We start from the raw sequence: 24,848 nt of genomic DNA on the forward strand, positions 1-24,848 counted from the left end.
GGTGGAGGTGTCCCGAGAGGTGCTTAAAACGCTCGATGCGGACCGACAGGGTTACGCCGCGGGCGACGTCCCTCCCGCCATGAGTCTCCGGCAGGCCGTCGCCGCCCCGTTTCGCGCGAAGGGACGCGAGCGTATCGCCGAGAGCGAGTTCGTCGTCGCGCTCTCGCTCGACCGCGACTGGTTCTCGCCCGACCAGGCGAAACGCCTCCTCGACGTGGCCGCGAGCGAGGGGCTCCTCGCGAGGGAGGACGGGGACCTCGTCGTCGCGTTCGATCCGGAGGACGAACCCGTCCCCGACGACTTCCGCCCGGACGAGTCCATCATCCAGCGGCGGAGCACGTTCCAGCGGATCCTCGACGCGCTCGTGGACGCGGGCGAGGCGAAGCAGGAGGCCGTCGCGGGCATCAACGCGCTCCAGTCCGACCTCGGCGTCACCATCGAGGCCGCGGCCGTCCTCTACGCCCACCGGCGGGGCGTGGACGTGAGCGACCACGCCGCCCGCGCGCGGTCGGAACTGTGAGGCAAGTCCCGCGAACCGGCGACCACAGAGTGATCCGGGTACGCCCTCACCACTCGGCCGCCGCTTCCGCGTGGTAGTCCTTCGCCAACTTGTGTTGTTCCGTCAGATCGGCGATCGGCGTCCGCGAAGCGTCGACCCGGAGGTCGTTGTACCACTCGTTGGCGATCGGCGCGCCGGGATCGACGACGCGGACGGCGGCGCTCCGAACGTCGTCGTTCCGTCGGTCGCCGCCCGCCTCCTCGCCGGCGGCGAGCGCCTCGACGAGCCGAGCGGCGAGTTCGCGGTCCGGGTCCGCGTGCTCGAACGCCTCCGCGATCGCGTCGAGCACCGCCTCGCCGGCGAGCGTGTTGCCGGCTACCGAGTAGTTCCCCCCGACGCGGTCGCCGTAGACGGACGGCGCGTCCCCGTGGTGGACGCCTCTCGACTCCCGGCAGAGCGCGTGGACCTGTCGGAGGTGGGGTCGGGAAACCGCGGCGAGGGTCGCGGCGACCGCGTCGTCCGCGCGGAGGCCGTCGTCGAGGTACCCGAGTAGACGTGGGCCGACTTCGCCGACAGTGTAGTGCTGCGTCGCTACCGCCCCGTTCCCGGAGACGAACGGACAGAACACGCCGATCCCGGGGTTGTTCGTCGCCACGGCGACGCCGAACCGGACGCGCTCCCCGTCGCCGGCCGCGCGGGTCTCGCGAACGCAGATACTGAACGTCACACGCCGAGTCGCGACGCGACGGACAAATCCTTTCGGGACGCGACGGCCGCCCGTGGGGACGGCCGTCCGCGGATCGACTCGCCGCCGTACCGGAGGCTCGCCCCGCCGGGATCGTCGGAGGGATACGGGCGGAGGGGGTAGCCCCACCATGACCGACGAACGGGTGACCGACGGCCGCCGGATCGCCGAACTGCTCGCGAGCGAACTCGTCGCCCGGACGGACGGGCCGCTCGCCGGCCTCGAACTGGCCGACGTTCGGGACGCGGACGGCGACGCGTTCGGGGAGTTCGCCTACGCCGTCGAGCGGGCGGGCGAGCGCGTCGCGGAGGTCTACGTCCACGACGACCGCGCCCGCGTCGAGTTCCGCGTCGGACTCGACGCCTTTCCGACGGCGGCCGCCGAACGCGGCCTGCGCGTCCGCCCGAAGGCGAGTCGGCCGCCCCGCGCCGTCGTCTTCGTCGAAGACGGCGCGTCGGTGAAGCGCGTCCTCCCGGTCGTGGCCGACGCGCTCGACGCCGCCTGAGGTCCGCGCCCGCAAGCTTTTATCCGCACTCGTCCCACCGGAGACCGATGACCACGGTCCCGCTCGGCGCGCCGCTCGAGATCGGCGGGCTGCGCGTCCGCAATCGCCTCTACCGCGCGCCGCTCCTCGAGTGCGCGGGCGACGGTCCCGACGCCGGGGAACGCCTCGCCGACGAACTCGAACCGGCGGCCGCCTCGGGGGCGGGGCTGATCTTTCAGGGCGCGACGATCGTTCGCGGGGAGGGCGGCTGCGTCGCGCCGAACATGACGCGGATCGACACCGACGGAAAGGCAGAGCGCCTTCGGGCGGTCACGGACGCCGTCCACGCCCGCGGCGGGCGTATCGCGATACAGCTCGATCACGGCGGGCTGCGGTGTCTGGAGACGTGGCACCGCGAGTACCGCGCCGCGCATCCCGACCTTCGACAGCTCGCCGTCTCGCGCCCGCCGGGGCTACTGCGGGCGCTCGATCGGATCGGCGCGCTCCGCTACGAGCCGCACGTGCTCACCACCGACGAAGTGTACGACCTCGCCGCCGACTTCGGACGGGCGGCGCGCCGGGCGACGGACGCGGGCTACGACGGCGTCCACCTCGCCGGGGCGAACATGGGTATCGTCCAGCAGTTCCTCTCGCCGTACTACAACCGGCGGACCGACGAGTTCGCCGACGGCGCGCGCTTCCTCGAACTCGTCCACGACGAGGTCCGCGAGCGGACGGGGGACGTCCCCCTGCTGACGAAGGTGCCGACGGAGTCGCGCCGACCGCCGTTCGTCCGGCGGGGGCTCTCGCGCGCCGACGCCGTCGAGCTCTCCGTTCGCCTCGCCGACTACGGTTACGACGCGCTCGTCCCCGTCGAGGGATCGACGTTCTGGGACGCGAGCCTCGTCCGGGGGGAGTACCCGAGGCGCGCCTGGGAGGCGTCGCAGTTCCGGGCCGGCTACGCGGCCGCGTTCGGCGGCCGCGGCCGCGCCGCGCTCGTCCGGGCGCTGACGCGCGTCAGCATCGCGGCGAACGACTTCGAGCCGCGCTGGAACGCGGACCTCTGTCGCGCGGTTCGCGAGCGGGTCGACGTCCCCGTCCTCTGCGAGGGCGGGATCCGCACCCGCGAGGGGATCGACCGCCTGCTCGGGACGGCGTGCGACGCGGTCGGCCTCGCCCGCCCGTTCTACGCGGAGCCGCGGCTCCCGGCCCGGCTGCTGGCCGACGCGGGGGCGGCGGCCGCCTGCGAGAACTGCAACAACTGCGTCGTCCCGCAGGCGACGGGCGCGCCGGGGATGTGTCGCACGCCGTCGGTCGTGCGGCGGCGCGGCGAGTACGAGCGCCGCGGCGCGTACGATCGTGACCGGTAGCCCTCCCGTCGCCACTGTTCAGTCGTCGCCGTCCGTCCTCGGAGGCGTACGGACATCGCCATCGCGGGCCGTGGTACCATCGCCGAGGCCTACGCGGACGGCGCGCTGGCGGATCCCGAGTTCGCGGGCGGGCGAGCATCGAAAGCTTGTAGCGGTCGCTCCGGGATTGACGGGCAATGACCGCGAGTGACGGCTTCTTCGACCGCCTGCGCGCGCGTATCGACTCGGTCGACAGCGTCGTGTCGATCGGCCTCGATCCCGACCCGAAGCGCCTCCCCGAGCACCTCCGCGATCGGGACCTGCCGCGCTGGGCGTTCAACCGGCGCATCATCGACGCGACCCACGAGTACGCCGCCTGCTACAAGCCCAACGCCGCCTTCTACGAGGACGCGGACGGCTGGCGCGCGCTCCGCGAGACGATCGCCTACGCCGAGGGGAAGGGCGTGCCCGTCCTGCTCGACGCGAAGCGGGCGGACATCGGCAACACCGCCCGCCAGTACGCGGGGCTGCTCGACCACGCCGACGCCATCACGGTCAACCCCTACATGGGCCGCGACTCGCTGGAGCCGTTCCTCTCCCGGGCGGACCGGGGCGTGTTCGTCCTCTGTCGCACCTCGAACCCCGGCGGGGCGGACTTCCAGAACCTCGAAGTCGCCCCCGGAAAGCGGCTGTTCGAGTACGTTGCACAGCGCGCGGGCGAGTGGAACGAGCGCGGCAACGTCGGCCTCGTGGTCGGCGCGACCGCTCCCGAGGAACTGGAGCGCGTCCGCGAACTCGTCCCCGACCTCCCGTTCCTCGTCCCCGGCGTCGGCGCGCAGGGCGGCGACGCGGAGGCGGCCGTCGAGTTCGGGCTGGCCGACGGCGTCGGCCTCGTCAACTCCTCGCGCGGCATCATCTTCGCCGGCGAGGGCGAGTCCTTCGACCGCGCGGCTGGACAGGCGGCGAAGCGACTCAAGGAGCGGTTGAACCGGTATCGGTAGGCGCGGCGGCCAGCGTGCGCTAGCGTGTTGTGCCGCGAGCGACCGAAGGGAGCGAGCGGACCGACGAACCCCCCGAGCGAAGCGACTGAGGGGGTGAGGAGGGTTTTGGTCCAGCTTTTACCAGCGAACGAGGCGCGTAGCGCCGAGTGAGCGCAGTAAAAGGTGGGCGTGCAGGCGACGCCGCGGGCGGCTCGCGGGGCGTGGCGTCGCACACCCGCAGTGCGCCCCGCGACGGCTCTCACGTCACGGGGGGCTCTGGTCCCGGTTTCGATTATAAAGGTACGGCCCGAGCGAACGGCTCGAATACCCAGACCGCCACCGCCGACACCAGCGTGGCAGCCGTGAGCGAGGCGCGAAGCGCCGAGCGAGCGGACCGACGAACCCCCGAGCGAAGCGACTGAGGGGGTGAGGAGGGTTTTGGTCCAGCTTTTGCCAGCGAGTCGGCGGCGACACGCTTCGCGGTCGCCGCCGCACGAGCGCAGCAAAAGGTGGTGGTTCAGAACTCGTAGGTGTCCACGCCGTCAGGTCCGGACCGTTGATCCGGTTCGCCCTCCCTGTCCGACGCGTCCCCGACCTCGAGCAGGCAGTCGGTGCAGAGCCCGGTCGATCGGTCGTAGTGACGCTCACAGACGAGCCTCCCGCAGCGGTCGCAGCCGTCCACCACCTCGTTCGTCTGGCAGAGTTCGCACAGTCCGGAGACGCTCATGGGTCGGGCTAGCACGCCGACGCGCAAAAGCGCCCGGGCTGCCGACGCCGCCTCCCCGGCCGTCGTCTCCCCGACCGATAGTTATCTATCTAAGATATCTAAGATATCTTAGAGAAATGGCGTATAAGGTGGGGTAGCGGTAGTGTGCATCTCGGACTTCCTACGCCGCTTAGAAGCCATCGAATCGGTCGCATCCGGGCGGTCTATCCCGGAATCAGATCGGCAGGCCTCACCGATACCCGTCTATGCCGTCTACGCAAGCTACGTACGATCTATCCGATCTAAACGACCGTGTCGCGGTGCGCCGCTCGCGCCTCGCCGCCGCGGGCGAGAGGCTTACGGTGTCCGCACCGTAACCGGGGGTGTGAACCGTCCGCGGCTAGTTTCGGCGCTCACGCTCGTCTTCGCGGGGCTGACGCTCTTTCTCGTCGTCGTCGGCCTCGTCCTGGAGCCGCTGGTCCTGCTGCTCGCCGTCCCGTTCGGCGTCGTCGCCTACTTCATGTGGTACCAGTCGTCCGGGCGGCTCGTGGAGCGGATCTACGCGGGCGTCGAGCGGCGGGCCCGCGTCGAGGATCGCCGGGACGCGAGCGACGGGCGGCGGTGGGACCCCCGCGAGCAGTGGGAGCGAAGCGGCGACGTCGGGGGACCGCAGGGGCGTCGGCGGGCGCGGACCGGCCCGCGCGCGAACGGCCAGCGGCGGACGCGGCGGCCGAACCCCCTGCGGCGGGACGCCGGGCCGACCGCGCGGGAGGCCTACGAGATCCTCGGGCTGTCCCCCGACGCGGACCAGCGGGCGATCAGGCGCGCCTACCGCGAGCGGGTGAAGACCGCCCACCCGGACACCGCGGAGGGGAGCGAGGAGGAGTTCAAGCGCGTGACCGCGGCGTACGAGCGGCTCACCGAGTAGCGTCGTCGTCGGTACGGGAGTCGGTTCCACGTGACGCGGTCGTCCCCCGGTGACTTGATACCGGCGGCGGCCGCCCTCCCGGTATGCAACCGCTGGCCGTCGACATCGACGGGACGCTGACGGACGACGACCGGGCGCTCGACCCCCGCGTCGTCGAACCGCTGCGCGAGTGGCCCGCGCCGGTCGTCGTCGCCACGGGTAAGGCCCTCCCCTACCCCGTCGGCCTCTGTGAGTTCCTCGGGATCCCGATCCGCGTCATCGCGGAGAACGGCGGCGCGGTCTACCTCGCGGACGACGACGAACTGGAGTTCCACGGCGACCGGGAGGCCGCGCAGGCGGTGGTCGAGCGGTACGAGGCGGCGGGCCACGAACTGGGCTGGGGGGAGGTCGACTTCGTCAACCGGTGGCGGGAGACGGAGGTGGCCGTCAGCGTGGATCAGCCCCTCCAGCCGCTGCGGGACATCGCCGCGAGCGAGGGGATGCACGTCTTCGACACGGGCTACGCCTACCACGTCACCGCGCCCGACGTGGACAAGAGCCGCGGGTTGCGCTCGGTCGCCCGCCGCCTCGGGTACGACCCGGCGGACTTCGCCGCCGTCGGCGACTCCGAGAACGACGCCGGGATGTTCGAACTCGCGGGGACGGCCTACGCGGTCGCGAACGCCGACGCGACGGCGAGGACGGCCGCCGACGGCGTGACCGAGGGATCGTTCGCGGACGGCTTCCTCGAAGCGGTCGAGCGGATCCGCGGCGGGTCGTAGGCGAGCGCGCCCGCGTCCGGCGCTCCCGAGGGCTCCCGAGCGGTTCCGTGGGGTTCCGTGAGAAACGAACGCACGCGAGCGCGAACGCTTTTACCCGGGGAGTTGCTAACCACCCCCAATGAGCCCTGACCGGGCCGTGTTGGAGCGGGCGCTCGAACGCGGCGAGCAGGAGGGTGGCAGCGTCGAGTTCAAGGAACGACTCACGCGCGAACTTCACCTCGCGGACGGTCGCCTCGAGAGTCTGGCCGCGCAACTGCGCCACCGCGTCCTCTCGGGGGACGGCGAGGCGACCTACGTCGTCGGCGTCACCGACGACGGGGGGCTCGCGGGAATCGCCCCCGACACCTTCTCCGAATCGATGGACGTCCTCTCGTTGCTCGCGGAGGAGGCCGGCTCTCACATCGAGGAGGTCCAGACGTGGGGGGTCGGCGAGGACGGCGAGCGCGGCATCGTCGGCGTCGCCACGATCCGCGAGGGGGCGATGCTCGACACCGACGACCGACACATCGTCGTCGGGACCGCGGGCCACGTCGACCACGGGAAGAGCACGCTCGTCGGCTCGCTCGTCACGGGTCAGCCGGACGACGGCGAGGGCGGCACGCGCGGGTTCATGGACGTCCAGCCTCACGAGGTCGAGCGCGGCCTCTCGGCGGACCTCTCCTACGGCGTCTACGGCTTCGACGGGGACGGCCCCGTCCGCACCGCGAACCCGCACCGGAAGACCGACCGCGCGCGCGTCGTCGAGGAGGCCGACCGCGTCGTCTCGTTCGTCGACACGGTCGGCCACGAGCCGTGGCTGCGCACCACGATCCGCGGGCTCGTCGGGCAGAAGCTCGACTACGGGTTGCTCGTCGTCGCCGCGGACGACGGCCCGACCAAGACCACCCGCGAGCACCTCGGCATCCTTCTGGCCACGGAACTCCCCACCCTCGTCGCCATCACCAAGGCGGACGTGGTCGACCCCGAGCGCGTCGCCGAGGTCGAGCGCGAGGTCGAGCGCCTCCTGCGCAACGTCGGCAAGACGCCGCTGCAAATCGAACGCTACGGCGTCGACGCGGCGATCGAGGAGGTGTCGGAGCGCGTCGTCCCGGTCGTCACGACCAGCGCGGTGACGATGCGGGGGCTCGACGCGCTCGACGAACTGTTCGAGCGCCTCCCGAAGACCGCCGACGGCGCGGGCGAGTTCTCGATGTACATCGACCGCACCTACTCGGTGACGGGCGTCGGGGCGGTCGCCTCGGGCACGGTCCGCTCGGGTGAGGTCGAGGCGGGCGACGAACTCCTGCTCGGTCCGACGGCGGACGGCGCGTTCCTCCCCGTCGAGGTGCGCTCCATCGAGATGCACTACCACCGCGTGGACGAGGCGAAGGCCGGGCGCATCGTCGGCATCGCCCTCAAGGGCGTCCGCGAGGCCGACATCGAGCGCGGAATGGTGCTCCTGCCCCGGGACAGCGACCCGCGGGCCGTCCGCGAGTTCGAGGCCGAGGTGATGGTGCTCAACCACCCGACGCGCATCGGCGACGGCTACGAGCCGGTCGTCCACGTCGAGACGGTGAGCGAGGCGGCCGTCTTCTCGCCCGAGGGCGGCCAGCTCCTCCCGGGCGACACCGGCACGACGCGCGTCCGGTTCAAGTTCCGCCCGTACCTCGTCGAGGAGGGCCAGCGCTTCGTCTTCCGCGAGGGCCAGAGCAAGGGCGTCGGCACGATCACGCGCGTCGTCGGCGAGGAGTGAGCCAGGGGCGCACCACCGCTCTCCACCACTCTCCACCGCACTCCGCCGTCCTCCACCGTCCGTCGCCGGCGCGCTCGACGCCTCGATAACACTCCACCGCTCCGTTCGCTGCGCAGCGTTGCGATTTATGTTGATCGCGAGGCAACGGTACGTATGGCGCTCTCCAACATCGGCAGCCGAGTACGGGATATCGACGACACCCTCACGGAGGAGCAGAAGTTCCGCGGCGGGAGCCTGCTCATCGTCGCCGGTGCCGCACTGGTGACGCTCCTCGTGTTCGTCCCCATGACGTCGATGGCGCTCCAGGTGGTGCTGGCCGTGATGGGCGTCGCGCTGATGGTCGTCGGGACGCTCTCGGTGGGCACCTCGGGGCGGCGCAGGCGGCCGGTCTGACCCCGCGCCGGCGAACCGCCGGACCGAACGCCTCGACCGTCCGAGCGGCCGCTCCGTCTCAGCCCCGGTATCGCGTTCCCCCCTCGCGCTCGACGCGCTCCGCGAGGTCGAACGCGACGGCCCACTCCAGGATCCGGCGGACGCGCTCGCGCCAGACGCGCTCCCAGTCGGTGCGTCGACTGCGCTCCCACTGCGGCACGTCACCGCGCACGCGCTCGTAGGCCGCCTCGGGGGAGATCGGCTCCTCGGCCGCCTCGAGCGTCGCCAGCACGTCGTCGGCGGTGTGGACGCGCTCGCGGAACGCCCGCGCGAGGTCGGCGTCGGTCGGGTCGGCGCGCGTCCGGTAGTACCCCCCGTCGCTCTCGGCGGCGAGACCGAGCGCCCGCAGGAACGTGATCCACTCCTTCGCGACGTCGCGCGACGGGAGTCCGGCGTCGGCCATCAGGCGGGCGCAGCAGTCGTCCTCGGTCCCCGGGACGAGCGGGAGCGCCCTCGCCGCGTCGCGGGCGAAGGACGGCGGGCGCGGCTCAGGGACGACCTTGAACTTCACAGTCCGAAGCTCGCCGCGAGGAGGTCCTCGTCCACCTCGCCGAGGGCGTAGGTCGGCCCGCCGACCACGTCCACCGCGACCCGCGCGGGCGCGAAGACGCCCTCCGACAGGTCGTAGAAGTCCCAGTCGACCGCCTCGAACACCTCCTCGAAGGGCGCGCCGTACTCCTCGCGGGCCGTGGAGGGCAGCTCGTCGAACCGGTCGAAGTCCGACTCGACGGTGAGGTGGACGCGGCTCCCGTAGGCGAGCGCGTCGTTCGTCCGGGCCATCGCCGCCTCCTCGTCGGCGGCGACGGGCGCGACGGGCGCGCTCGCGCTCGCGGTGAGCACGTCGAGCGGGTCGTAGCCGAGTTCGAACGCGCGCCAGACGGCGAGTTCGGCGGCGCGGGCGGCGGTCGTCACGCTCCCGACGATGCTCGCGGTGGGGTAGGTCGGCAGGAAGACGGCGTTCGGCGCGACGCCGGCGAGGTCGGCGACGTGCTCGGCCACCGCCTCGCCGGGCAGTTCGTCCGACTCGATCGCGAGGACGGCGAACTCGAACGCGTCCGCGTACCCCAGCCGGCGGAACTCCTCCTCCTCGGCGACGAGCGCGCGGGCGGGCCCGCTGCCGAGCCCCTCGAACCCGTCCACCGAGACCTCCCAGCCCGCCTTCTGCGAGCAGAGTAACGCGAGCGCTGGGTGGTCGGTGGTGACGTCCACGACCGGGCGGGGCGCGCCCGCGACGTCCGCGACCGAACTGGCGACGCTGGCGAGGCCCGCGCTCTGGATCTCCGCGAGCAGCAGCCCCGCCTCGACGCCGCCGAGGGCCTCGACGCCGAAGTCGACGACCGTCGCGCCGTTGTCGAGTTCGTGGGTCTCGATGGCCAGTTCCTCGGCGAAGTCGAGCGCCTCGTCGACGAGGTCGAGCGCCATGCGGTTGAGACTCTCCATACGGGGAGTTGCGCGGTTTCGGCTAAAGGGTTTGTCAACGTCACCACGCCGCTTCGAGCGTCGCCAGCACGTCGTCGGGCGAGGGGTCGTACCCGCGCGGCCGGTTCGCCATGAGGCCGTCCTCGTGGGTCAGCCGCGCGACGGCGGGCAGGTCGTCGCGCTCGACCCCGTCGAGGTCGCGCAGGCGGTCCGGCAGGCCCAGGCCGTCGCGCACGCGCTCGACCGCGGCGACGATCCCCGCGGCGCGCTCGTCGTCGCTCGCACCGTCCGCGTCGAGGGCGTCCGCGAGCACCGCCCGCCGGCCGTCGACCGCCTCGAATACGTCGCGCAGGACGTGCGGGACCATCACCGCGTGGGCGACCCCCTGCTGGACGCCCGTGCGACGGCGCAGGCCGTGACCGTAGGCGTGGACGACCGAGAGCTTCATCGCCCCCGGGAGGATGACGCCGTACTGACAGCAGAGGACGCCGGCGGCCGCCGCCTCCATCACGGTCGGGTCGTCCGCCGCCTCGCCGAGTCGGGGCAGCGCGTCGGCGAGCAGCGAGAGGCCGCGGGACGCGGTGCCGTCGGTGATCGGCGTCGCGTACCGCGAGTAGATCGCCTCCACCCCCTTGTCGAAGCCGTTCATCGCGGACCCCGCGAGCACCGCGTTCGGGGTCGTCTCGAACAGGTCGGGGTCGTAGAAGAGCGCGTCGGGCATGAGCGCGCGCCCGGAGAGCCCCGCGCTGACGCGCTCTGCCCCCTGCGGGACGCTCATCCCCGCGATGGGCGAGAGGTCGGCTCCGGCGAGCGTCGTCGGGACGACGGCGGCCGGCGGCATGGCGTCGCGCTCCGGAACCCGGAGGTATCCGACCTCCTCGATCTCCTCGAGCGCCGCCTCGAGCGTCAGATCCCGGCCGGCGAGCACGCGGATCGCCGTCGCCACGTCGAGGCTGCTCCCGCCGCCGAGCGCGACGAGCGCGTCCGCGCCGCGCTCGCGTAGCGCCTCGACGCCCTCGACCGCCGTCTCGATCCGCTTCTCCGGGGTCGTCTCGGCGAACACGCCCGCGAGGCGGTCGCCGAGACCGTCGCGGACGGGACCGACGACCGCCTCCGTGGTCCCGACCGTCCGACCCGCGACGACGAGCGCGCGCGCCGCGCCGAGGCGGTCGAGCGCGTCGTCGAGGTCGGCGACGCACCCCCGACCGAAGTGGATGGCTCCCGGTTCGTAGTCGAAGACGAACGGCGTGATCCCTGCTGTCATGCACCGTCCATTCCCCCGGCGGGCGAAAAGCCTTCGCCTCTCTAGCGGTCCGCGAGGCGGACGGCCCCGAAGGGGACGAGCATCTCGTCGGGGTGCAGTCCGCCGTGCATACCGACGAATCCCAGTTGCTTCCCGGGGTACCAGACGCTCAGGTCGCGGTGGAGCGCGAGGAGGTCGGGTTCGCGGCGCGCGAAGCGCGCCGACGGGGCGCGGTCGCCGAACAGGTCGCGCTCACGGAACGCCTCGCGGCCGAACATCCGCGCGTCGAGACCCGACAGCTCCTCCCGGACGGCGTCCTCGTGGCCGCCCGCGCCCCCGTCGCGGAGGTGTAGCTGCACGTTGCGCGGCCCCCCGACGGCCTGCAGGGGCGTCCCGTCGGGGCGGCGGCGGAGGTGCGGCGCGAGGTCGAACGACCCGAGGTCGACGTTCCGCTCGGGGTCGGTGTCGACGTGGCCGTGGTCCGCGGTCACCGCGAGGAGCGTCTCGGCCGCCGTCCCGGGGGAGAGCCGGTCGAGTTCCCGCTCGACCGCCGTCGAGAGGTCGGAGAGCGTCGCCCGGTAGGCGTCCGACCGAGTTCCCGCCTCGTGGGCGGCCGCGTCCACGTCGGGAACGTAGGCGAAGACGTAGGTCGGGCCGTCGGCCGCCTCGAGGGCCTCGCGGATCCGTCGGGCCATCTCGCCGAACCCGTCGTAGGGGACGCTCGTCGCGCCGCGGGTCGCCAGCCCCGAGTAGGCTGACCCGACGAGGTCGGCGGGCTGGATCACGTGCGGATCGATCCCCGCCGACGCGGCCCGCTCGTAGACCGTCGGGCCGTCGAGCAGGAGCGAGGCGTCGGCGCTCGGATACGCCTCGGTCGCGGGCGTCCCGTCGAGCGTCGTGAAGGGGAGCGTCCGGAGCACCGCGTCGAGCTCCTCGACGTAGCCGAACCAGCCGAGCAGGCCGTGCTCGACCGGCTGGCGGCCGGTGTGCATCGTCGTCATGGCGGCGGCCGTCTCGGAGGGGAAGATCGAGGTCAGCGGCGTCACCGTCCCCCGCTCGGTCACCCGCGCGAGGAGGTCGTGGCGCTCGTGCTCGCGCAGCCACTGGCGGTAGTACCCGAAGCCGTCGACGAGCAGGACGACGACGCGGCTCGCGTCCGTCTCGACGCCCGCGAAGACGTCGTCGGGAAGCGGCCGGCGCGCGTCCCCGCCGAGGATCGACAGGACGGTGTCGGGGACGTTCGCGAAGCAGTAGTCCCCGTAGGCGGGGAGGAGCGAGCCGTCGTCTTCGTGCGCGTCGCGGAGGTCGGCGGCGACGTCCCGTCGGAGCATCGTCCCCACGCTCGCGCCCCACGGGCAAAGCGTGGCGGGGTCGCCTGCGGGTCGGTGGCGCGGACCGCGCGCTCGTCGTCGCGCCACTACGCCGACACGCGTCTCACGCCGACTCGACCGCCGCGCCGAGGCCGCGGAGGGCGTCGAAGAAGCCGGGGAAGGAGACGTCGACGTGCTCCGCACCCTCCACGGTGGTCTCGCCCTCCGCGACGAGCCCCGCCACGGAGAGCGCCATGACGATGCGGTGGTCGTGGTAGCCCGCGACGCGCGCGCCCCGCAGGTCGGAGTCGCCCCCGCGGACGACGAGCTCGTCCGGCTCCTCCGCGACCGCCGCGCCGAGTTTCTCCAGTTCGGTCGCCATCGCGGCCACGCGGTCGGTCTCCTTGTAGCGGACGTGCTCGCAGTTGACGATGCGCGTCTCGCCGGCTGCGGCCGCGCCGAGCGCCGCGATCGTCGGGAGGAGGTCCGGCGTGTCCCCGACGTCCACCTCGACGCCGCGCAGGTCGGACCGCTCGACGGCGATCTCGCCGGCGTCCCGATCCCACTCGATCGACGCGCCCATCCGCTCGAGCACGTCCACGATGGCGGAGTCGCCCTGCGCGCTCGGGTGCGCCCCCTCGACGATCACCCGCCCGCCGTTCTCGGCGGCGAGCGCGCCCGCGGCGAGCAGGTAGGAGGTCGAGGAGAAGTCGCCGGGGACGGCGTAGGCGTCAGTGCGGTAGGACTGGCCGCCTTCGACCGAGAAGCCGACGTCGGTGCGCGCCGCCTCCACGCCGAACGCGGCGAGCACCTCGAGCGTGATCTCGACGTACGGCGCGGACTTGAGTTCCGTCTCCAGCTCCACGTCGATCCCCCCCTCGGTGACGGCCCCGGCCATCAGCAGGGCGGTGACGTACTGCGAGGAGACGTCGCCGGGGATCGAGACGCGACCGCCCTCGACCGCCCCGCCGACGATCAGGGGGGCCTGCCCGTTCCCGCGGGTGCTCTCCCCGCGCCCGCCGAGCTGCTCGATCGCGTCGAGGAGCGGTCCCTGCGGGCGCGAGCGGAGCGAGTCGTCGCCCGTGAGGACGGTCAGCCCCTCCCCGAGCGCGCCCGTGGCGGTGACGAGGCGCATCGTCGTCCCGCTGTTCGCGCAGTCGATCACGTCGTCCGGGGTGTCGGGACGACCGTCGAACCCCTCGACCGCGAGCGCGGACGCGTCGTCGGCGGCCGCGCCCTCGCCGGAACCCGTCCGACTCGAACCCGACCCCGCCGGGTCGGGCGCGACGCGGCCGCCGTAGGCCTCGACGGCGCGCATCGTCGCCCGCGTGTCGGCGCTCACGAGCGGGTGGTCGATCCGCGCGCCGTCCGCGTACCCGGCGGCGAGTATCGCGCGGTGGGTGTAGCTCTTCGAGGGGGGCGCGCGCGCCCGACCCGAGACGGGAGAGCGGGAGATGCGTACGTCCATGCGCCGGCCTCGTAGTGACGGCGTATGAGGGTTCCGACGGGGGCAGGTATTCCCCGGGGTCGGCGCACGTCGGAGTCCGACGCGCGCGGTTCGACGCTCCCGCGGCGGTCGAACGGCGCTCCGGCGCCGTGCGCTCGCCGACCTACCCGAGCAGTCGATCCAGCTCCTCGCTCCCGTGGCGCATCGATTCGAGCGGGTCGTCCGGCTCGTCGTGCTCGTAGACGAACCACTCGCAGCCGGCGTCGAGGGCCGCCCCGACGCACGCCGGGAGGTCCACGACGCCCGCGCCGAGTTCGACGCTCGCGCCCGCCCCGTCCACGTCGGCGGCGTGCACCAGGGGGACGTGGGGACCGAACCGCCGGAGGATCGCGGCGGGATCGTAGCCACCGGCCGCGGCCCACCCGAGGTCGAGTTCGTAGCCGACGCCCACCGTGGCGGGGACGAGCAGCCCGTAGGCGCTCGACGCGCCCACGTCGGCGAACTCCTGGGTGTGGTTGTGATAGAGGAGGTCGATCCCGCGCTCGGCGAGCGCGTCCGCCGCCTCCGAGAGCCGGACCGCCGCGCGGTAGGTCGCGGTCTGCGTGGCGAAGTGCTCCGGGTCGAGCCAGGGGACGACGACCCGATCGCAGCCGAGCGTCCCGCACGACTCGACGAGCGACGCGGGGTCCGACTCGACGAGGTCGATCCCCGCGTGCGCGCCGACGGTCGCGAGCCCGGTGCGGTCGAGGGCCTCGCCCACCGCGTCGCGCTCCCCGTCGGGGACCGGCTCGGCGAACTCGACGCCGTCGTAGCCGGCGTCGGCGATCTCGCGGAGGAGGTCGGGGAGCGGCGCGTCGGCGTCGCGCAGGGTGTAGAGCTGGACGGCGGTCTTCGCCATGTCCGTGATCGGTACGTGCGATCCATAAAGACCGTCGGCCGTCGCGTCGATCCGTCCCCGCTCGCCCCGTCGGATTTCCGTAGATTCAAGCGTCGCCGTTCGGAGGTAAGAGGTAGATGACGCGACCCTCGTTCGTGATCGGGATCGCCGGGGGGACGGGCGCGGGCAAGACCGCCGTGGCGCGGGAGGTCAAGGCCGCCGTCGGCGAACCCGTCACGCGGCTCCCCCTCGACAACTACTACCGCGACCTCTCTCACCTCCCGTTCGAGGAGCGCCGGTCGGTGAACTACGATCACCCCTCGGCGTTCGAGTGGGAGCTGCTGGCCGACCACCTCGACGCCCTCCTGCGCGGGGAGACCGTCGAGGTGCCGCGGTACGACTTCTCCGTCCACAACCGTCGGGAGGAGACCGTCACCGTCGAACCGAGCCCGGTGATCGTCGTCGAGGGGATCCTCGCGCTCTACGAGGAGCGCGTGCGCGAGCGACTCGACCTCCCCGTCTACGTCCAGACGGACGCCGACGTGCGGGTCCTCCGGCGCATCCAGCGCGACGTCGTCGAGCGCGGGCGCGAGCTGGAGGGCGTGATGGACCAGTACCTCGCCACGGTCAAGCCCATGCACGAGCAGTTCGTCGAGCCGACGAAGAAGTACGCAGATATCATCATCCCCGAGGGGCTCAACCGCTCCGCCGTTGACCTGCTCGTCGAGCGGATCCACGCGGAGCTACGGGCGGCCGACTCGGCGATCGAGGCGTGAGACGCCTCCGAACCTCTCCCCTCTACCGCCGCCCGTCGCGCCCGGCGTCCGCCAGGCGCTCGACGGCGACCGCCAGCCGGCCGAACGGGGCGAGAAACCGGACCGTGCGGTAGAGCCGGATCGACAGCGCGACGACGACGAACCCAGCAGGATCGCCCCCTCGACGAGAACGGCGTAGGGTAACGGTAGGACGGCGAACGCGACGAACGCGAGGAGCGCCCACGACGGGCGTCGATCGGTGCGGACGGACGGTGCACGACGACGGTTATTCGCTCTCGCTACTGAGTCCGGTCGTCGGACGAGTTCCGTCCCGAGGACGGAACGGGTGGCGAGGAGACCGGGTGGGGCTTCTCGCGGTGGCGTAAAGAACGACGCGGCTAGGATCGAGGGTCCGGCGAACGCCGAGCGCCCCGTCGACCGCTCGACGCGCCCCGAATCGCCGGCGGTCTCTCCTCTCCCTCCGAGACGGTACCGCGCGAGGAGCTGTGTCTCGTGTCACCAAGGGGATACCTTATACAGTTCACAACACCACGTTGGCTACTAGTCACATTGCTACAAGCGCTTAATCGGGTGGAGCCGAGACGACCACACGCAATGACCGACAACGAGACGCGGACCCCGGACGAGGACCGCTCCGAGCCCGAGACGACGAACGACGAACCCGACTTCCCGACGCCGGGCGGCCTCCGCGGCCTCTGATTCCGGCGTCGAGCATCACCCCGTATCCGCGGCCGTCGGTTCGAATCGCGGACGTGGTCCCCGCATCGACATCGACATCGACGAACCTTATTCGCCCGTCGACCGAGGGGTCGGTATGGACTATCGCGGCGCGCTGGTCGACCTCGACGGGACGGTCTACCGCGGCGGTCACCTCGTACCGGGCGCTATAGACGGCCTCGCCACCCTCCGCGAGCGCGGCATCGACGTGCTGTTCGTGACGAACAACCCGACGCGCTCGCCCGCGTCGTACGCCTCACGCCTCGGCGACCTCGGCCTCGACGTGTCGCCCGAGCGGGTCCTCTCCGCCGGCGCCGTGACGACGAGCTACCTCGCGGAGCACCACGCCGACGAGCGCGTCTTCCTCATCGGGAGCGACGGCCTCCGCGAGCAGCTTCGCGAGCGCGACCTCCGGCTCACCGACGACCCCGAGCGCGCCGACGTCGTCGTCACCTCCCACCACTACGGCTTCGACTACGACGATCTCGCGGAGGGCCTCTGGGCGCTCCGGTCCGCGGAGACGTTCATCGGGACGGACCCCGACCTCACCTACCCCGACGCCGACGGACGCGATTTACCCGGATCGGGGGCGATCACGCGCGCGGTCGGGAGCGTCGCCCGGCGGGAGCCCGACCACGTCCTCGGCAAGCCCTCCCGCGAGACGCTCGACCTCGCGCTCGACCGGCTGGACCACCCGCCGGAGCGCTGTTTCGTGGTCGGCGACCGACCCGACACGGACGTCGCGCTCGGCCGGCGTGGCGGGATGACCACCGCGCTCGTGCTCTCGGGGTCGACGCGGCGGGAACACCTCCCCACGCTCTCACACCGCCCCGACCACGTGATCGACGACCTGTCGGAAGTGGAGACAGTGTTGAAAGGAGACGTCTGACGTAGATTTATATGCGCTGACGCCCCATATCGTGTCATGGTTTGGCATAACACTCCATATCGGTACGACGACTTCGACGACGCGGACCTGGACGACGCGCCCGATCCCGACCCCGTCGACGTGAGCGACGAGACGGTCATCGTCGACGGGTCGACGATGACGTACCGCAGTTACCGGCGGCGCGGGGGGGTGGACTGAACGAGCGTCCGCTCCTAGTAAACTCCGGACGGCCGACGGAGGGTTCCATACGATTTTTTGTGTTCGTCTGCCAACGTCGAGCCGTCACATGGCAGACAAAGCAGAACTCCGCGAGCAGATGATCGACGCCTTCGGCGGCGCGGACTACCCGATCAACAGCCCGATGGATCTCGTCCCGGCCCTCCCGAACGGGCCGTCCACGAAGTTCGAATCGGGGGACTTCTCCATGACCGCCATGGAGCTCAACACGAAGCTCGGCGGCGGGGACTTCCCCTACGAGGACGTCGACGCCTTCGTCGACGACGTCCTCGCGCAGCTCGAAGCGCAGAACGAGATCTGAGGTGGCGGTGCCGCCCGTTCTTTCGTCAGCGTGCGGCGCCCAGCGCCGTCGCCGCGGCGAGCGCGCCCAGCGCGAGCAGCCCGTAGTTCGCGATCGCGTCGTCCGACCGGACGATCCCCAGCGTGTATCGACGCCCGGAGAGGGGCCACAGCCACGGCACGCCCATCGGCGTCAGCGTGTCCGCGGCCAGGTGCGCGCACACGCCGAAGACCCCCACGAACGCGCCGACGAACGCGAGATCCGGCGTCGGTACGGCGAGCGACGCGTCGAGCGCGCCCCCGCCCGCGCCGAGGAGGAGGCCGACGAGGAGCGCGAACGCCAGCGTGTGGGTCGCGCCCCGGTGACTGACGAGCGGGAGGCGGAGGTCGACGTCGGGGAGGCTGGCGAGCGAGAGGACGCCGACGCCGCAGGCGACGGCCAGCGCGGGGTCGTCCGCCGCCAGCGCCGCTCCGACCGGCGCGTACGCGAGCAGCGAGAACCCCAGGTGTCCTACCCTGTGCATGTCCCCGCTGTCTGCCGCCGGCGCATGAACGTACTGGTTCCCTCGCCCCGCCGGCGTACCCCGGGTATACCGGTGTCGGAGCGACCGATCGAGACGTTCGGCCCGTCTCTCGTTCCAGCCGCCGTCTCCGTCGCATGGTCGGTCACGGACTCCTCCTCCCGCCCGGTCGGTACGCAAACGCCTTTGACGGTACGTTCCGTGTTCACATATCATGGAACCGATGCGGAACTTCCCCGTTCCCGACCGCGAGGAGCTGCCCGAGGACCTCAGAGAGCGCATCGAGGAGGAGACCGAGCGCGCCGGATTCACCCCGAACGTCTTCAGCGCGTTCGCGTACAAGCCGAGCCACTTCCGCGCGTTCTTCGCCTACCACGACGCGCTCGTGGAGGACACCGCCCTCGAACGCGACGAGATCGAGATGATCGTCGTGACGGTGAGCGGCGTCAACGACTGCCTCTACTGCGTCGTCGCCCACGGCGCGCTCGTGCGCATCTACGCGAACGATCCCAAACTGGCCGACCAGCTCGCGACGAACCACCGGTCGGCCGACCTCTCGCCGCGCCACCGCGCCATGCTCGACTTCGCCGTGAAGCTCACCGAATCGCCGGACGAGGTGGAGGAGGCGGATCTCGACCGACTACGCGAGCACGGCTTTTCGGACGAGGCCATCTGGGACATCGGCAGCGTGACCGCCTACTACAACCTCTCGAACCGGCTCGCGACGATGGCAGACATGCGCCCGAACGAGGAGTTCTACGAACTCGGTCGGACGCTCTCCCGCGAGGAGTGACCCGGCCGTCTCGACGGCAGAGGACGGCTTCCGGGACATTCGTTTCGAAACTCACTTCGCCGGAAACGATTTCAATCGAAGGCGCGTGCCCTCGTCCATGTCGGACCTCGACGACATCGACCGCACGATCCTTCGCCTGTTGGTCGAGGACGGACGGCGCCCGTACAGCGACATCGCCGAGACGGTGAACCTCTCGCCTCCGGCCGTCTCCGACCGCGTTCAGCGCCTGCGCGACCTCGGCATCATCCGCCGCATCACCGCCGACCTCGACCGCTCCCGCCTCCGGGACGGCGTGGCCGTCCTCGTCGAACTCGAGGTGGCCCAGAACGCCGTCGAGGCGGCCCGCGCGTCGCTCGCGGGCGCGGACCCCGTCGAACACCTCTTCACCACCGCCGAGGGGCGACTCGTCTTCACCGTGCGCGTTCCCGACGGCGACGCCCGGGCGTTCCTCGAGGACACCGTCTCGTTCGACGTCGTCGAGGACCTCGACGTGCGGCTGCTGACCTCGCAGTCGTGGTCGCCGGGCATCGGCGCGGCGGAGTTCGCCCCCTCGTGTGCCGAGTGCGACAACACGGTGACCAGCGAGGGCGTCTCCGCGACCCTCGACGGCGAGACCTACCACTTCTGCTGTTCGTCGTGCGCCGACCGCTTCGAGACGCGCTACGAGACGCTCCGCGAGGGAGCCTAGCCCGTCACCCGTTGCCCCACCCCTCGTCACCGACGTCGACTTTGGATCGTTAGGCAGGAACCCCGATAGAGGTTCGAATCGAATGCAGAACCGGATTGAACGAGTATCCCGTAGGGAGTAACGATGACTACTCGACGGAGTCGCCTCGGGATCACCGGGATGACCTGCGCGAACTGCGCGGGGACGGTGACGGGGGCGCTCGAATCGCTCGACGGCGTAACGGAGGTGACCGTCAACTACGCGACCGACGAGGGGACCGTGTCCTACGACGCGGGCCGGACGTCCCTCGCGGAGATCTACGCGGCCATCGACGACGCGGGGTACGGCGCGGTCGACGAGACGGCGACCGTCGCCATCGCGGACATGACCTGCGCGAACTGCGCCGGGACGGTCGAGTCCGCTCTGTGCGGGGTCCCGGGCGTGATCGAGGCGGACGCCAACTTCGCCACCGACGAGGCGCGCGTGCGCTTCAACCCGGAGGACGCCTCCCGGGAGGACCTCTACGCCGCGATCGAGCGCGCCGGATACGAACCGATCCGCGAGGACGGGGGCGGAGGCGACGGGGGCGACGAGGGCGACGGGCCGGACGGCGGGCGGACGCGTCGCGACGCCGCCCGGGCGGCGGTGACCGAGCGGCTCCGCCGGTTGACGCTGTTCGGCGCGGCGCTGTCGGTGCCCCTGCTGGCGATGCTCGTCGCGGAGCTGTTCGTGCCCGGCCTGCTCCCGACGGAAATTCCGAGGACGGGACTGCCCCTCGGCTGGGTCGCGTTCGCCTTCGCCACCCCGATCCAGTACTTCCTCGGGCGGGAGTTCTACGAGAACTCCTACAACGCGGTCGTGCGGAACCGGCGGGCCAACATGGACGTGCTCATCGCCCTCGGCTCGACGACGGCGTACGCCTACAGCGTGGCCGTCCTGCTCGGTCTCGTCGCGGGCGGCCTCTACTTCGACACGGCCGCGCTCATCCTCGTGTTCATCACGCTGGGGAACTATCTCGAAGCCCGATCGAAGTCCCGCGCGGGCGACGCGCTCCGGCAGCTGCTGGAGATGGGGGCCGACACGGCCACCGTCGTCTCGGCCGACGGCATCGAGCGTGAGGTGCCGGTCGAGGAGGTCGAGGTCGGCGACCGCATGAAGGTCCGCCCCGGCGAGAAGATCCCCACCGACGGCGTCGTCGTCGAGGGCGAATCCGCCGTGGACGAGTCGATGGTCACCGGCGAGTCCGTCCCCGTCGAGAAGGGCGAGGGCGACGAGGTGCTCGGCGCGACCGTCAACGAGAACGGCTCGCTCGTCGTCGAGGCGACGAGGGTCGGCGAGGAGACGGCCCTCCGGCGGATCGTCCGGCTGGTCCGGGACGCCCAGTCGCGCCAGCCGGACGTACAGCGCCTCGCGGACCGCATCAGCGCCTACTTCGTCCCCGCGGTCATCGCCAACGCCCTCCTGTGGGCCGGCCTCTGGTACCTCTCTCCCGACGCGCTCGCCGGGATCGTGAACGCCCTGCCGCTCTGGGGGCCCGTCGCCGGCGGACCCGAGGTGGCCGGCGGGGGCGTCACCGCCTTCGAGTTCGCGGTGATCGTCTTCGCCAGCGCGGTGCTCATCGCCTGCCCCTGCGCCCTCGGGCTCGCCACCCCCGCCGCGACGATGGTCGGGACCACCATCGGCGCGCAGCACGGCGTGCTGTTCAAGGGCGGCGACGTGCTCGAGCGCGTCCGCGACGTCGACACCGTCGTCTTCGACAAGACGGGGACGCTGACGAGGGGGGAGATGCGCCTCACCGACGTGGTGCCCGCGGACGATCTCCCGGCCCCGTCGGATCGCCGGGACGCCGCGACCGACGGGGGTCGACTCGCCGCCGTCGAGCGGTCCGACGAGGAGAGCGTCCTCCGCCTCGCGGCCACCGCAGAGCGCGACAGCGAGCACCCGATCGCGCGCGCCGTCGTCGCCGGCGCGGACGAGCGCGGTCTCGACCTCGACGCACCCGAGTCGTTCGAGAGCGTCCCCGGTCACGGCGTCCGTGCGACCGTGGAGGGATCGACGGTCCTCGTCGGTAACCGAAAGCTGCTGCGCGACGCGGGGATCGACCCCGCGCCGGCCGAGGCGACGATGGAGCGACTCGAACGCGAGGGTAAGACCGCAATGCTCGTCGCGCGCGACGGTCGCCTCGCCGGCGTCGTCGCCACCGCCGACACCGCGAAGGAGAGCGCGGCGGCGGCCGTCTCCGCGCTCCGCGCGCGGGGGGTCGCGGTCCACATGATCACCGGCGACAACGAGCGCACCGCTCGGGCGGTCGCGGAGCGGGTCGGGATCGACCCCGAGAACGTCCGCGCCGGGGTCCTCCCCGGGGACAAGGCGGACGCCGTCGAGTCGATCCAGGCGGTGGGGCGCCGCGTGATGATGGTCGGCGACGGGGTGAACGACGCGCCCGCGCTGGCCGCCGCCTACGTCGGGACGGCGATCGGGAGCGGCGCGGACGTCGCCATCGAGGCGGCGGACGTGACCCTCATGCGCGACGACCCCCGGGACGTGGTGCGCGCAGTCCGCATCAGCGAGGGGACGCTCGCGAAGATCAGGCAGAACCTCTTCTGGGCGCTCGGCTACAACACGGCGATGATCCCGCTGGCCTCGCTCGGCCTGCTCCAGCCGGTGCTCGCCGCCGCGGCGATGGCCCTCTCCAGCGTGAGCGTGCTGACCAACAGTACGCTGTTTCGCGCCTACGACCCCGACCGCGACTACCGCCTCCTCGGATTCCTCCGGCGCTGACGGCGGGGACGACCGCCGATCCCGTTCGATTCGGACGACCCCGTCGCAACGTGCCGGGGCCGAACGATCGGACGGGCGCGTACTCGATCGCGCTACGTCCAACGCAGACCGCGGTGGGACGTCTCGATCGTAGAACTCACCTCGTCGATCACAGTCGGCTCGGGCTATCAGTCGTCTCCGACTGTTTCAGGGCGAAGAACGAAGCGCCTCCAGGGAAAGCCACGTTTCGATTATATAGGATAGATCCCACGACTGCAATCGTGCGCCGAGTAGCCGGCACTGACCCCGGATCGGCTCCACTCTCGGCGGGACGTTCGGACTCGACGACGTCGACAGGTGATCGCGGAGGCGGCCGCTAACGCTGGTAGTCGCGAACAGTTCGAGAACCGGTGATTCAGGAGGGCGGTCGTACCGAGTGCCGGGACCGAACTGGTCGGCTCACTCGTCGTACATCGGGGAGACGGAGTCGAGCGCCCGCTGGACGTCGCTCACGTCCGAGAGCGCCCGGATCGCCCGGCGCATCTCGCCGAAGTCCGGCATCCGATGCTGCACCGCCGATCGTACTACTCGCGTCATGAGAGTCAATACACCGGATTCGCCCATGACTGTTTTGGCCCTCACAAGTGAATCTCGGTCACCTCATAGAGGTGTGCACCACTGTCAGCGCACCCGGGAGGAGAGCTCGGAGAGCTGTGTCACCGGCGTGGTAGTTATCACGGTAACCAATATTTCAATACTCGCCTGACGTGGATGAATCACCTCCGTCGTCTCTGGGATCAGCCGACGGGGACAGACGCCGTTCGAGTAGATTCCAGCCGTCGTTTATGTACGCGTCGAGGCCGATCGTGCGCCCAGTCGGGGTTTAATCCCCCCGATAGTCGGTCGCTGGGGGTGAGGTGGCGTGAAACTGCCGGACAACCGTCGAACGTTGTACGTACCGTTTTCGAACCGATCGGTCGCGTTCTCTCCACTCCGCTAACTGTTCACGTCGGTGCCACGACGACGGTCATCCGTTGAAACGTGAGCGTATCGGCGCCGTTTAATTTTATTTGTCCTATAACATGTCGGAGTGGATAACAAATACGGAACCGACCGACCGACCTCACGTCGGCGTCGATAAGGATGCCGACGGACCAAGATAATCATGTTCGGAAAGAACTCTCGACGACTCGTCATCCTGGCCGTGGTCGCCATGATCGCCCTCGGCGGCGTGGGTGCGGTCTCGGCGGACGGTGACCACACCAAGAAACAGCAGACGAAGTGTATCTCGTTCTTTAACGACCAGGACCAGGACCAGAACAACTTCCAGGCGCAGGCCCAGCAGCAGAGCGGCGCGTTCAACGACCAGGACCAGGATCAGAACAACCTCCAGGCGCAGGCCCAGAAGCAGTGTGGCGTGTTCAACGACCAGGAGCAAGAACAGAACAACTTCCAGGCGCAGGCCCAGCAGCAGAGCGGCGCGTTCAACGACCAGGATCAGGACCAGCGTAACACGCAGCTCCAGGCTCAGAGCCAGAGCGGCGTCGGTAACACCCAGAGCCAGTCCCAGTCCAACACCCAGGTGCAGGCGCAGTCTCAGGGCTGACGATCCCGAACGGACCGTCGTGTAACCGCCTTTTTCGACCGACGCGATAGCGGTCCGAGATCTCGACCACCGGAGGGGCGTCGCTCCGTGAACGACCTGTCTACTCCGGGAGCAGGGAGTCGAGGAGCGATCGGTACCACGACGGAACAGTCACCGGTGACCGCTTCCCCGGTCCGACCGCCGGTCCGGGAGCGTCGAGGTCTCTCACCGGCGAGCGTCGATCCCTCCCGCTGCAGGCACACTACTCTCGGCGTCTCCGGAGGAACCGCTTCCGGAGTCGTGACACTCCTCTGGTAGTTGTCCCGGTAGTGGAACCCTCAACGTTCCTTCATTACGGACTGATTCGTCATTGTTGTTCTCACGGTGCTAGAACGGGGAGAGAACCCAATTCAGTAGGTCCACGGCGCCGAATATGTGGACCTTACGGACGTTCGGACGTCGGGTTGTGGTTTAGTCCCCGACGAGTCCCGACGCTCTCGGAGAAACAGTGTGAAACCGTCGGGCAACCGCCACGTCCCGTATCTGTTCGGCTTCGGACCGATCGGACGTTCACCCCCGCTTCCGTAATTGATCAGTCCGCTATCATAGCGACTGTCCTCCTTCGAACCGGGAGCGTATCGGTCACGTGGAAGTTTGTATTCTAAATAACATGTCTCGATGCATAACAAATACGGGACCCGCTAATCCCCCT

General features: G+C 70.9%; 26 protein-coding genes. 16 read left to right on the forward strand and 10 right to left on the reverse strand.

The annotated features are described in order from the left end of the window. Positions 1-79 precede the first annotated feature (79 nt). Positions 80-520: a DUF2240 family protein gene (locus P1K31_RS03640; protein ID WP_276304917.1), complete on the forward strand. Its 441-nt coding sequence runs from the start codon at positions 80-82 to the stop codon at positions 518-520. Positions 521-566: 46 nt separating this feature from the next. Here P1K31_RS03640 and P1K31_RS03645 read toward each other — a convergent pair whose 3' ends face one another. After that, positions 567-1,226 (reverse strand): DUF1028 domain-containing protein, encoded by a 660-nt coding sequence (locus tag P1K31_RS03645; protein ID WP_276304918.1) that lies wholly within the window; start codon positions 1,224-1,226, stop codon positions 567-569. A gap of 148 nt (positions 1,227-1,374) precedes the next feature. Here P1K31_RS03645 and P1K31_RS03650 point away from each other — a divergent pair, with 148 nt between their 5' ends. The 3 genes from P1K31_RS03650 (at position 1,375) to pyrF (ending at position 4,078) form a co-directional block, all read left to right on the forward strand. Continuing rightward, positions 1,375-1,749 (forward strand): DUF7993 family protein, encoded by a 375-nt coding sequence (locus P1K31_RS03650; protein ID WP_276304919.1) that lies wholly within the window; start codon positions 1,375-1,377, stop codon positions 1,747-1,749. A 47-nt stretch (positions 1,750-1,796) separates the two neighbouring features. Next, complete coding sequence (locus tag P1K31_RS03655; RefSeq protein WP_276304920.1) at positions 1,797-3,098, forward strand: oxidoreductase; 1,302 nt, start codon at positions 1,797-1,799, stop codon at positions 3,096-3,098. 176 nt (positions 3,099-3,274) lie between these two features. After that, positions 3,275-4,078 carry an orotidine-5'-phosphate decarboxylase gene (gene pyrF, locus P1K31_RS03660; protein ID WP_276304921.1) on the forward strand — a complete coding sequence of 268 codons (804 nt, stop codon included), beginning with the start codon at positions 3,275-3,277 and terminating at the stop codon, positions 4,076-4,078. A 496-nt stretch (positions 4,079-4,574) separates the two neighbouring features. On the opposite strand, the gene P1K31_RS03665 is transcribed toward pyrF, so the two are convergent. Then, entirely contained in the window at positions 4,575-4,784 is a 210-nt protein-coding gene (locus P1K31_RS03665) for a hypothetical protein (RefSeq protein WP_276304922.1), read from the reverse strand. 364 nt (positions 4,785-5,148) lie between these two features. On the opposite strand from P1K31_RS03665, the gene P1K31_RS03670 reads away from it, so the two are divergent. From P1K31_RS03670 to P1K31_RS03685, 4 genes are all read left to right on the forward strand, one after another. After that, positions 5,149-5,691, forward strand: a complete 543-nt coding sequence (locus P1K31_RS03670; protein ID WP_276304923.1) for a J domain-containing protein — start codon at positions 5,149-5,151, stop codon at positions 5,689-5,691. Between the two features lie 83 nt (positions 5,692-5,774). After that, a complete protein-coding gene (locus P1K31_RS03675; protein ID WP_276304925.1) occupies positions 5,775-6,452 on the forward strand; it encodes a phosphoglycolate phosphatase in 678 nt (225 codons plus the stop codon). A gap of 118 nt (positions 6,453-6,570) precedes the next feature. Next, positions 6,571-8,184, forward strand: coding sequence for a GTPBP1 family GTP-binding protein (locus tag P1K31_RS03680; RefSeq protein ID WP_276304926.1), 1,614 nt, complete (start codon positions 6,571-6,573; stop codon positions 8,182-8,184). A gap of 153 nt (positions 8,185-8,337) precedes the next feature. Further along, positions 8,338-8,577 (forward strand): hypothetical protein, encoded by a 240-nt coding sequence (locus P1K31_RS03685; RefSeq protein ID WP_276304927.1) that lies wholly within the window; start codon positions 8,338-8,340, stop codon positions 8,575-8,577. A gap of 58 nt (positions 8,578-8,635) precedes the next feature. Here P1K31_RS03685 and P1K31_RS03690 read toward each other — a convergent pair whose 3' ends face one another. From P1K31_RS03690 to P1K31_RS03715, 6 genes are all read right to left on the reverse strand, one after another. After that, positions 8,636-9,127 (reverse strand): double winged helix-containing putative transcriptional regulator, encoded by a 492-nt coding sequence (locus P1K31_RS03690; protein ID WP_276304928.1) that lies wholly within the window; start codon positions 9,125-9,127, stop codon positions 8,636-8,638. Further along, positions 9,124-10,056: a methenyltetrahydromethanopterin cyclohydrolase gene (gene mch / locus P1K31_RS03695; RefSeq protein WP_276304929.1), complete on the reverse strand. Its 933-nt coding sequence runs from the start codon at positions 10,054-10,056 to the stop codon at positions 9,124-9,126. Before mch ends, P1K31_RS03690 begins: the two co-directional genes overlap by 4 nt. Positions 10,057-10,096: 40 nt before the next feature. Next, positions 10,097-11,299: an iron-containing alcohol dehydrogenase family protein gene (locus tag P1K31_RS03700; protein WP_276304930.1), complete on the reverse strand. Its 1,203-nt coding sequence runs from the start codon at positions 11,297-11,299 to the stop codon at positions 10,097-10,099. Between the two features lie 41 nt (positions 11,300-11,340). Further along, positions 11,341-12,609, reverse strand: a complete 1,269-nt coding sequence (locus tag P1K31_RS03705) for an alkaline phosphatase family protein (RefSeq protein WP_276304932.1) — start codon at positions 12,607-12,609, stop codon at positions 11,341-11,343. Between the two features lie 103 nt (positions 12,610-12,712). Further along, entirely contained in the window at positions 12,713-14,056 is a 1,344-nt protein-coding gene (gene aroA / locus P1K31_RS03710; RefSeq protein ID WP_276304933.1) for a 3-phosphoshikimate 1-carboxyvinyltransferase, read from the reverse strand. A gap of 142 nt (positions 14,057-14,198) precedes the next feature. Next, complete coding sequence (locus tag P1K31_RS03715) at positions 14,199-14,933, reverse strand: sugar phosphate isomerase/epimerase family protein (RefSeq protein ID WP_276304934.1); 735 nt, start codon at positions 14,931-14,933, stop codon at positions 14,199-14,201. A 116-nt stretch (positions 14,934-15,049) separates the two neighbouring features. Here P1K31_RS03715 and udk point away from each other — a divergent pair, with 116 nt between their 5' ends. From udk to P1K31_RS03735, 4 genes are all read left to right on the forward strand, one after another. Then, the gene (gene udk / locus P1K31_RS03720; RefSeq protein ID WP_276304935.1) at positions 15,050-15,688 is read left to right on the forward strand and encodes a uridine kinase; all 639 of its coding nucleotides are present in this window, start codon (positions 15,050-15,052) and stop codon (positions 15,686-15,688) included. A gap of 814 nt (positions 15,689-16,502) precedes the next feature. Further along, positions 16,503-17,294, forward strand: coding sequence for an HAD-IIA family hydrolase (locus tag P1K31_RS03725; protein WP_276304936.1), 792 nt, complete (start codon positions 16,503-16,505; stop codon positions 17,292-17,294). A 36-nt stretch (positions 17,295-17,330) separates the two neighbouring features. Beyond that, positions 17,331-17,492, forward strand: coding sequence for a hypothetical protein (locus tag P1K31_RS03730; protein ID WP_276304937.1), 162 nt, complete (start codon positions 17,331-17,333; stop codon positions 17,490-17,492). Between the two features lie 88 nt (positions 17,493-17,580). Then, positions 17,581-17,832 (forward strand): MTH865 family protein, encoded by a 252-nt coding sequence (locus tag P1K31_RS03735; RefSeq protein ID WP_276304938.1) that lies wholly within the window; start codon positions 17,581-17,583, stop codon positions 17,830-17,832. 25 nt (positions 17,833-17,857) lie between these two features. Here the strand turns inward: P1K31_RS03735 and P1K31_RS03740 are convergent, their stop codons facing one another. Beyond that, positions 17,858-18,334: a metal-dependent hydrolase gene (locus tag P1K31_RS03740; protein ID WP_276304939.1), complete on the reverse strand. Its 477-nt coding sequence runs from the start codon at positions 18,332-18,334 to the stop codon at positions 17,858-17,860. A 211-nt stretch (positions 18,335-18,545) separates the two neighbouring features. Here P1K31_RS03740 and P1K31_RS03745 point away from each other — a divergent pair, with 211 nt between their 5' ends. From P1K31_RS03745 to P1K31_RS03755, 3 genes are all read left to right on the forward strand, one after another. Next, positions 18,546-19,124 carry a peroxidase-related enzyme gene (locus P1K31_RS03745; protein ID WP_276304940.1) on the forward strand — a complete coding sequence of 193 codons (579 nt, stop codon included), beginning with the start codon at positions 18,546-18,548 and terminating at the stop codon, positions 19,122-19,124. A gap of 97 nt (positions 19,125-19,221) precedes the next feature. Then, on the forward strand, positions 19,222-19,812 hold the full coding sequence (locus P1K31_RS03750; RefSeq protein ID WP_276304941.1) for an AsnC family transcriptional regulator: 591 nt from the start codon (positions 19,222-19,224) through the stop codon (positions 19,810-19,812). Between the two features lie 123 nt (positions 19,813-19,935). Next, the gene (locus tag P1K31_RS03755) at positions 19,936-22,572 is read left to right on the forward strand and encodes a heavy metal translocating P-type ATPase (protein ID WP_276304942.1); all 2,637 of its coding nucleotides are present in this window, start codon (positions 19,936-19,938) and stop codon (positions 22,570-22,572) included. A gap of 438 nt (positions 22,573-23,010) precedes the next feature. On the opposite strand, the gene P1K31_RS03760 is transcribed toward P1K31_RS03755, so the two are convergent. Continuing rightward, a complete protein-coding gene (locus P1K31_RS03760) occupies positions 23,011-23,148 on the reverse strand; it encodes a hypothetical protein (RefSeq protein ID WP_276304943.1) in 138 nt (45 codons plus the stop codon). A gap of 568 nt (positions 23,149-23,716) precedes the next feature. Here P1K31_RS03760 and P1K31_RS03765 point away from each other — a divergent pair. Further along, positions 23,717-24,157: a hypothetical protein gene (locus P1K31_RS03765; RefSeq protein ID WP_276304944.1), complete on the forward strand. Its 441-nt coding sequence runs from the start codon at positions 23,717-23,719 to the stop codon at positions 24,155-24,157. The last annotated feature ends 691 nt before the right edge of the window (positions 24,158-24,848 follow it).

This window comes from Halomarina halobia (assembly GCF_029338575.1).
Taxonomy (GTDB): Archaea; Halobacteriota; Halobacteria; order Halobacteriales; family Haloarculaceae; genus Halomarina; species Halomarina halobia.

Bases quoted from the DNA above. Each gene is read 5' to 3' on its own strand.
- P1K31_RS03640 (WP_276304917.1), top strand. From the start codon at position 80: ATGAGTCTCCGGCAGGCCGTCGCCGCCCCGTTTCGCGCGAAGGGACGC.
- P1K31_RS03650 (WP_276304919.1), top strand. From the start codon at position 1,375: ATGACCGACGAACGGGTGACCGACGGCCGCCGGATCGCCGAACTGCTC.
- P1K31_RS03655 (WP_276304920.1), top strand. From the start codon at position 1,797: ATGACCACGGTCCCGCTCGGCGCGCCGCTCGAGATCGGCGGGCTGCGC.
- pyrF (WP_276304921.1), top strand. From the start codon at position 3,275: ATGACCGCGAGTGACGGCTTCTTCGACCGCCTGCGCGCGCGTATCGAC.
- P1K31_RS03665 (WP_276304922.1), bottom strand. From the start codon at position 4,784: ATGAGCGTCTCCGGACTGTGCGAACTCTGCCAGACGAACGAGGTGGTG.
- P1K31_RS03675 (WP_276304925.1), top strand. From the start codon at position 5,775: ATGCAACCGCTGGCCGTCGACATCGACGGGACGCTGACGGACGACGAC.
- P1K31_RS03680 (WP_276304926.1), top strand. From the start codon at position 6,571: ATGAGCCCTGACCGGGCCGTGTTGGAGCGGGCGCTCGAACGCGGCGAG.
- P1K31_RS03685 (WP_276304927.1), top strand. From the start codon at position 8,338: ATGGCGCTCTCCAACATCGGCAGCCGAGTACGGGATATCGACGACACC.
- mch (WP_276304929.1), bottom strand. From the start codon at position 10,056: ATGGAGAGTCTCAACCGCATGGCGCTCGACCTCGTCGACGAGGCGCTC.
- P1K31_RS03700 (WP_276304930.1), bottom strand. From the start codon at position 11,299: ATGACAGCAGGGATCACGCCGTTCGTCTTCGACTACGAACCGGGAGCC.
- P1K31_RS03705 (WP_276304932.1), bottom strand. From the start codon at position 12,609: ATGCTCCGACGGGACGTCGCCGCCGACCTCCGCGACGCGCACGAAGAC.
- aroA (WP_276304933.1), bottom strand. From the start codon at position 14,056: ATGGACGTACGCATCTCCCGCTCTCCCGTCTCGGGTCGGGCGCGCGCG.
- P1K31_RS03715 (WP_276304934.1), bottom strand. From the start codon at position 14,933: ATGGCGAAGACCGCCGTCCAGCTCTACACCCTGCGCGACGCCGACGCG.
- udk (WP_276304935.1), top strand. From the start codon at position 15,050: ATGACGCGACCCTCGTTCGTGATCGGGATCGCCGGGGGGACGGGCGCG.
- P1K31_RS03725 (WP_276304936.1), top strand. From the start codon at position 16,503: ATGGACTATCGCGGCGCGCTGGTCGACCTCGACGGGACGGTCTACCGC.
- P1K31_RS03730 (WP_276304937.1), top strand. From the start codon at position 17,331: ATGGTTTGGCATAACACTCCATATCGGTACGACGACTTCGACGACGCG.
- P1K31_RS03735 (WP_276304938.1), top strand. From the start codon at position 17,581: ATGGCAGACAAAGCAGAACTCCGCGAGCAGATGATCGACGCCTTCGGC.
- P1K31_RS03740 (WP_276304939.1), bottom strand. From the start codon at position 18,334: ATGCACAGGGTAGGACACCTGGGGTTCTCGCTGCTCGCGTACGCGCCG.
- P1K31_RS03745 (WP_276304940.1), top strand. From the start codon at position 18,546: ATGGAACCGATGCGGAACTTCCCCGTTCCCGACCGCGAGGAGCTGCCC.
- P1K31_RS03750 (WP_276304941.1), top strand. From the start codon at position 19,222: ATGTCGGACCTCGACGACATCGACCGCACGATCCTTCGCCTGTTGGTC.
- P1K31_RS03755 (WP_276304942.1), top strand. From the start codon at position 19,936: ATGACTACTCGACGGAGTCGCCTCGGGATCACCGGGATGACCTGCGCG.
- P1K31_RS03760 (WP_276304943.1), bottom strand. From the start codon at position 23,148: ATGACGCGAGTAGTACGATCGGCGGTGCAGCATCGGATGCCGGACTTC.
- P1K31_RS03765 (WP_276304944.1), top strand. From the start codon at position 23,717: ATGTTCGGAAAGAACTCTCGACGACTCGTCATCCTGGCCGTGGTCGCC.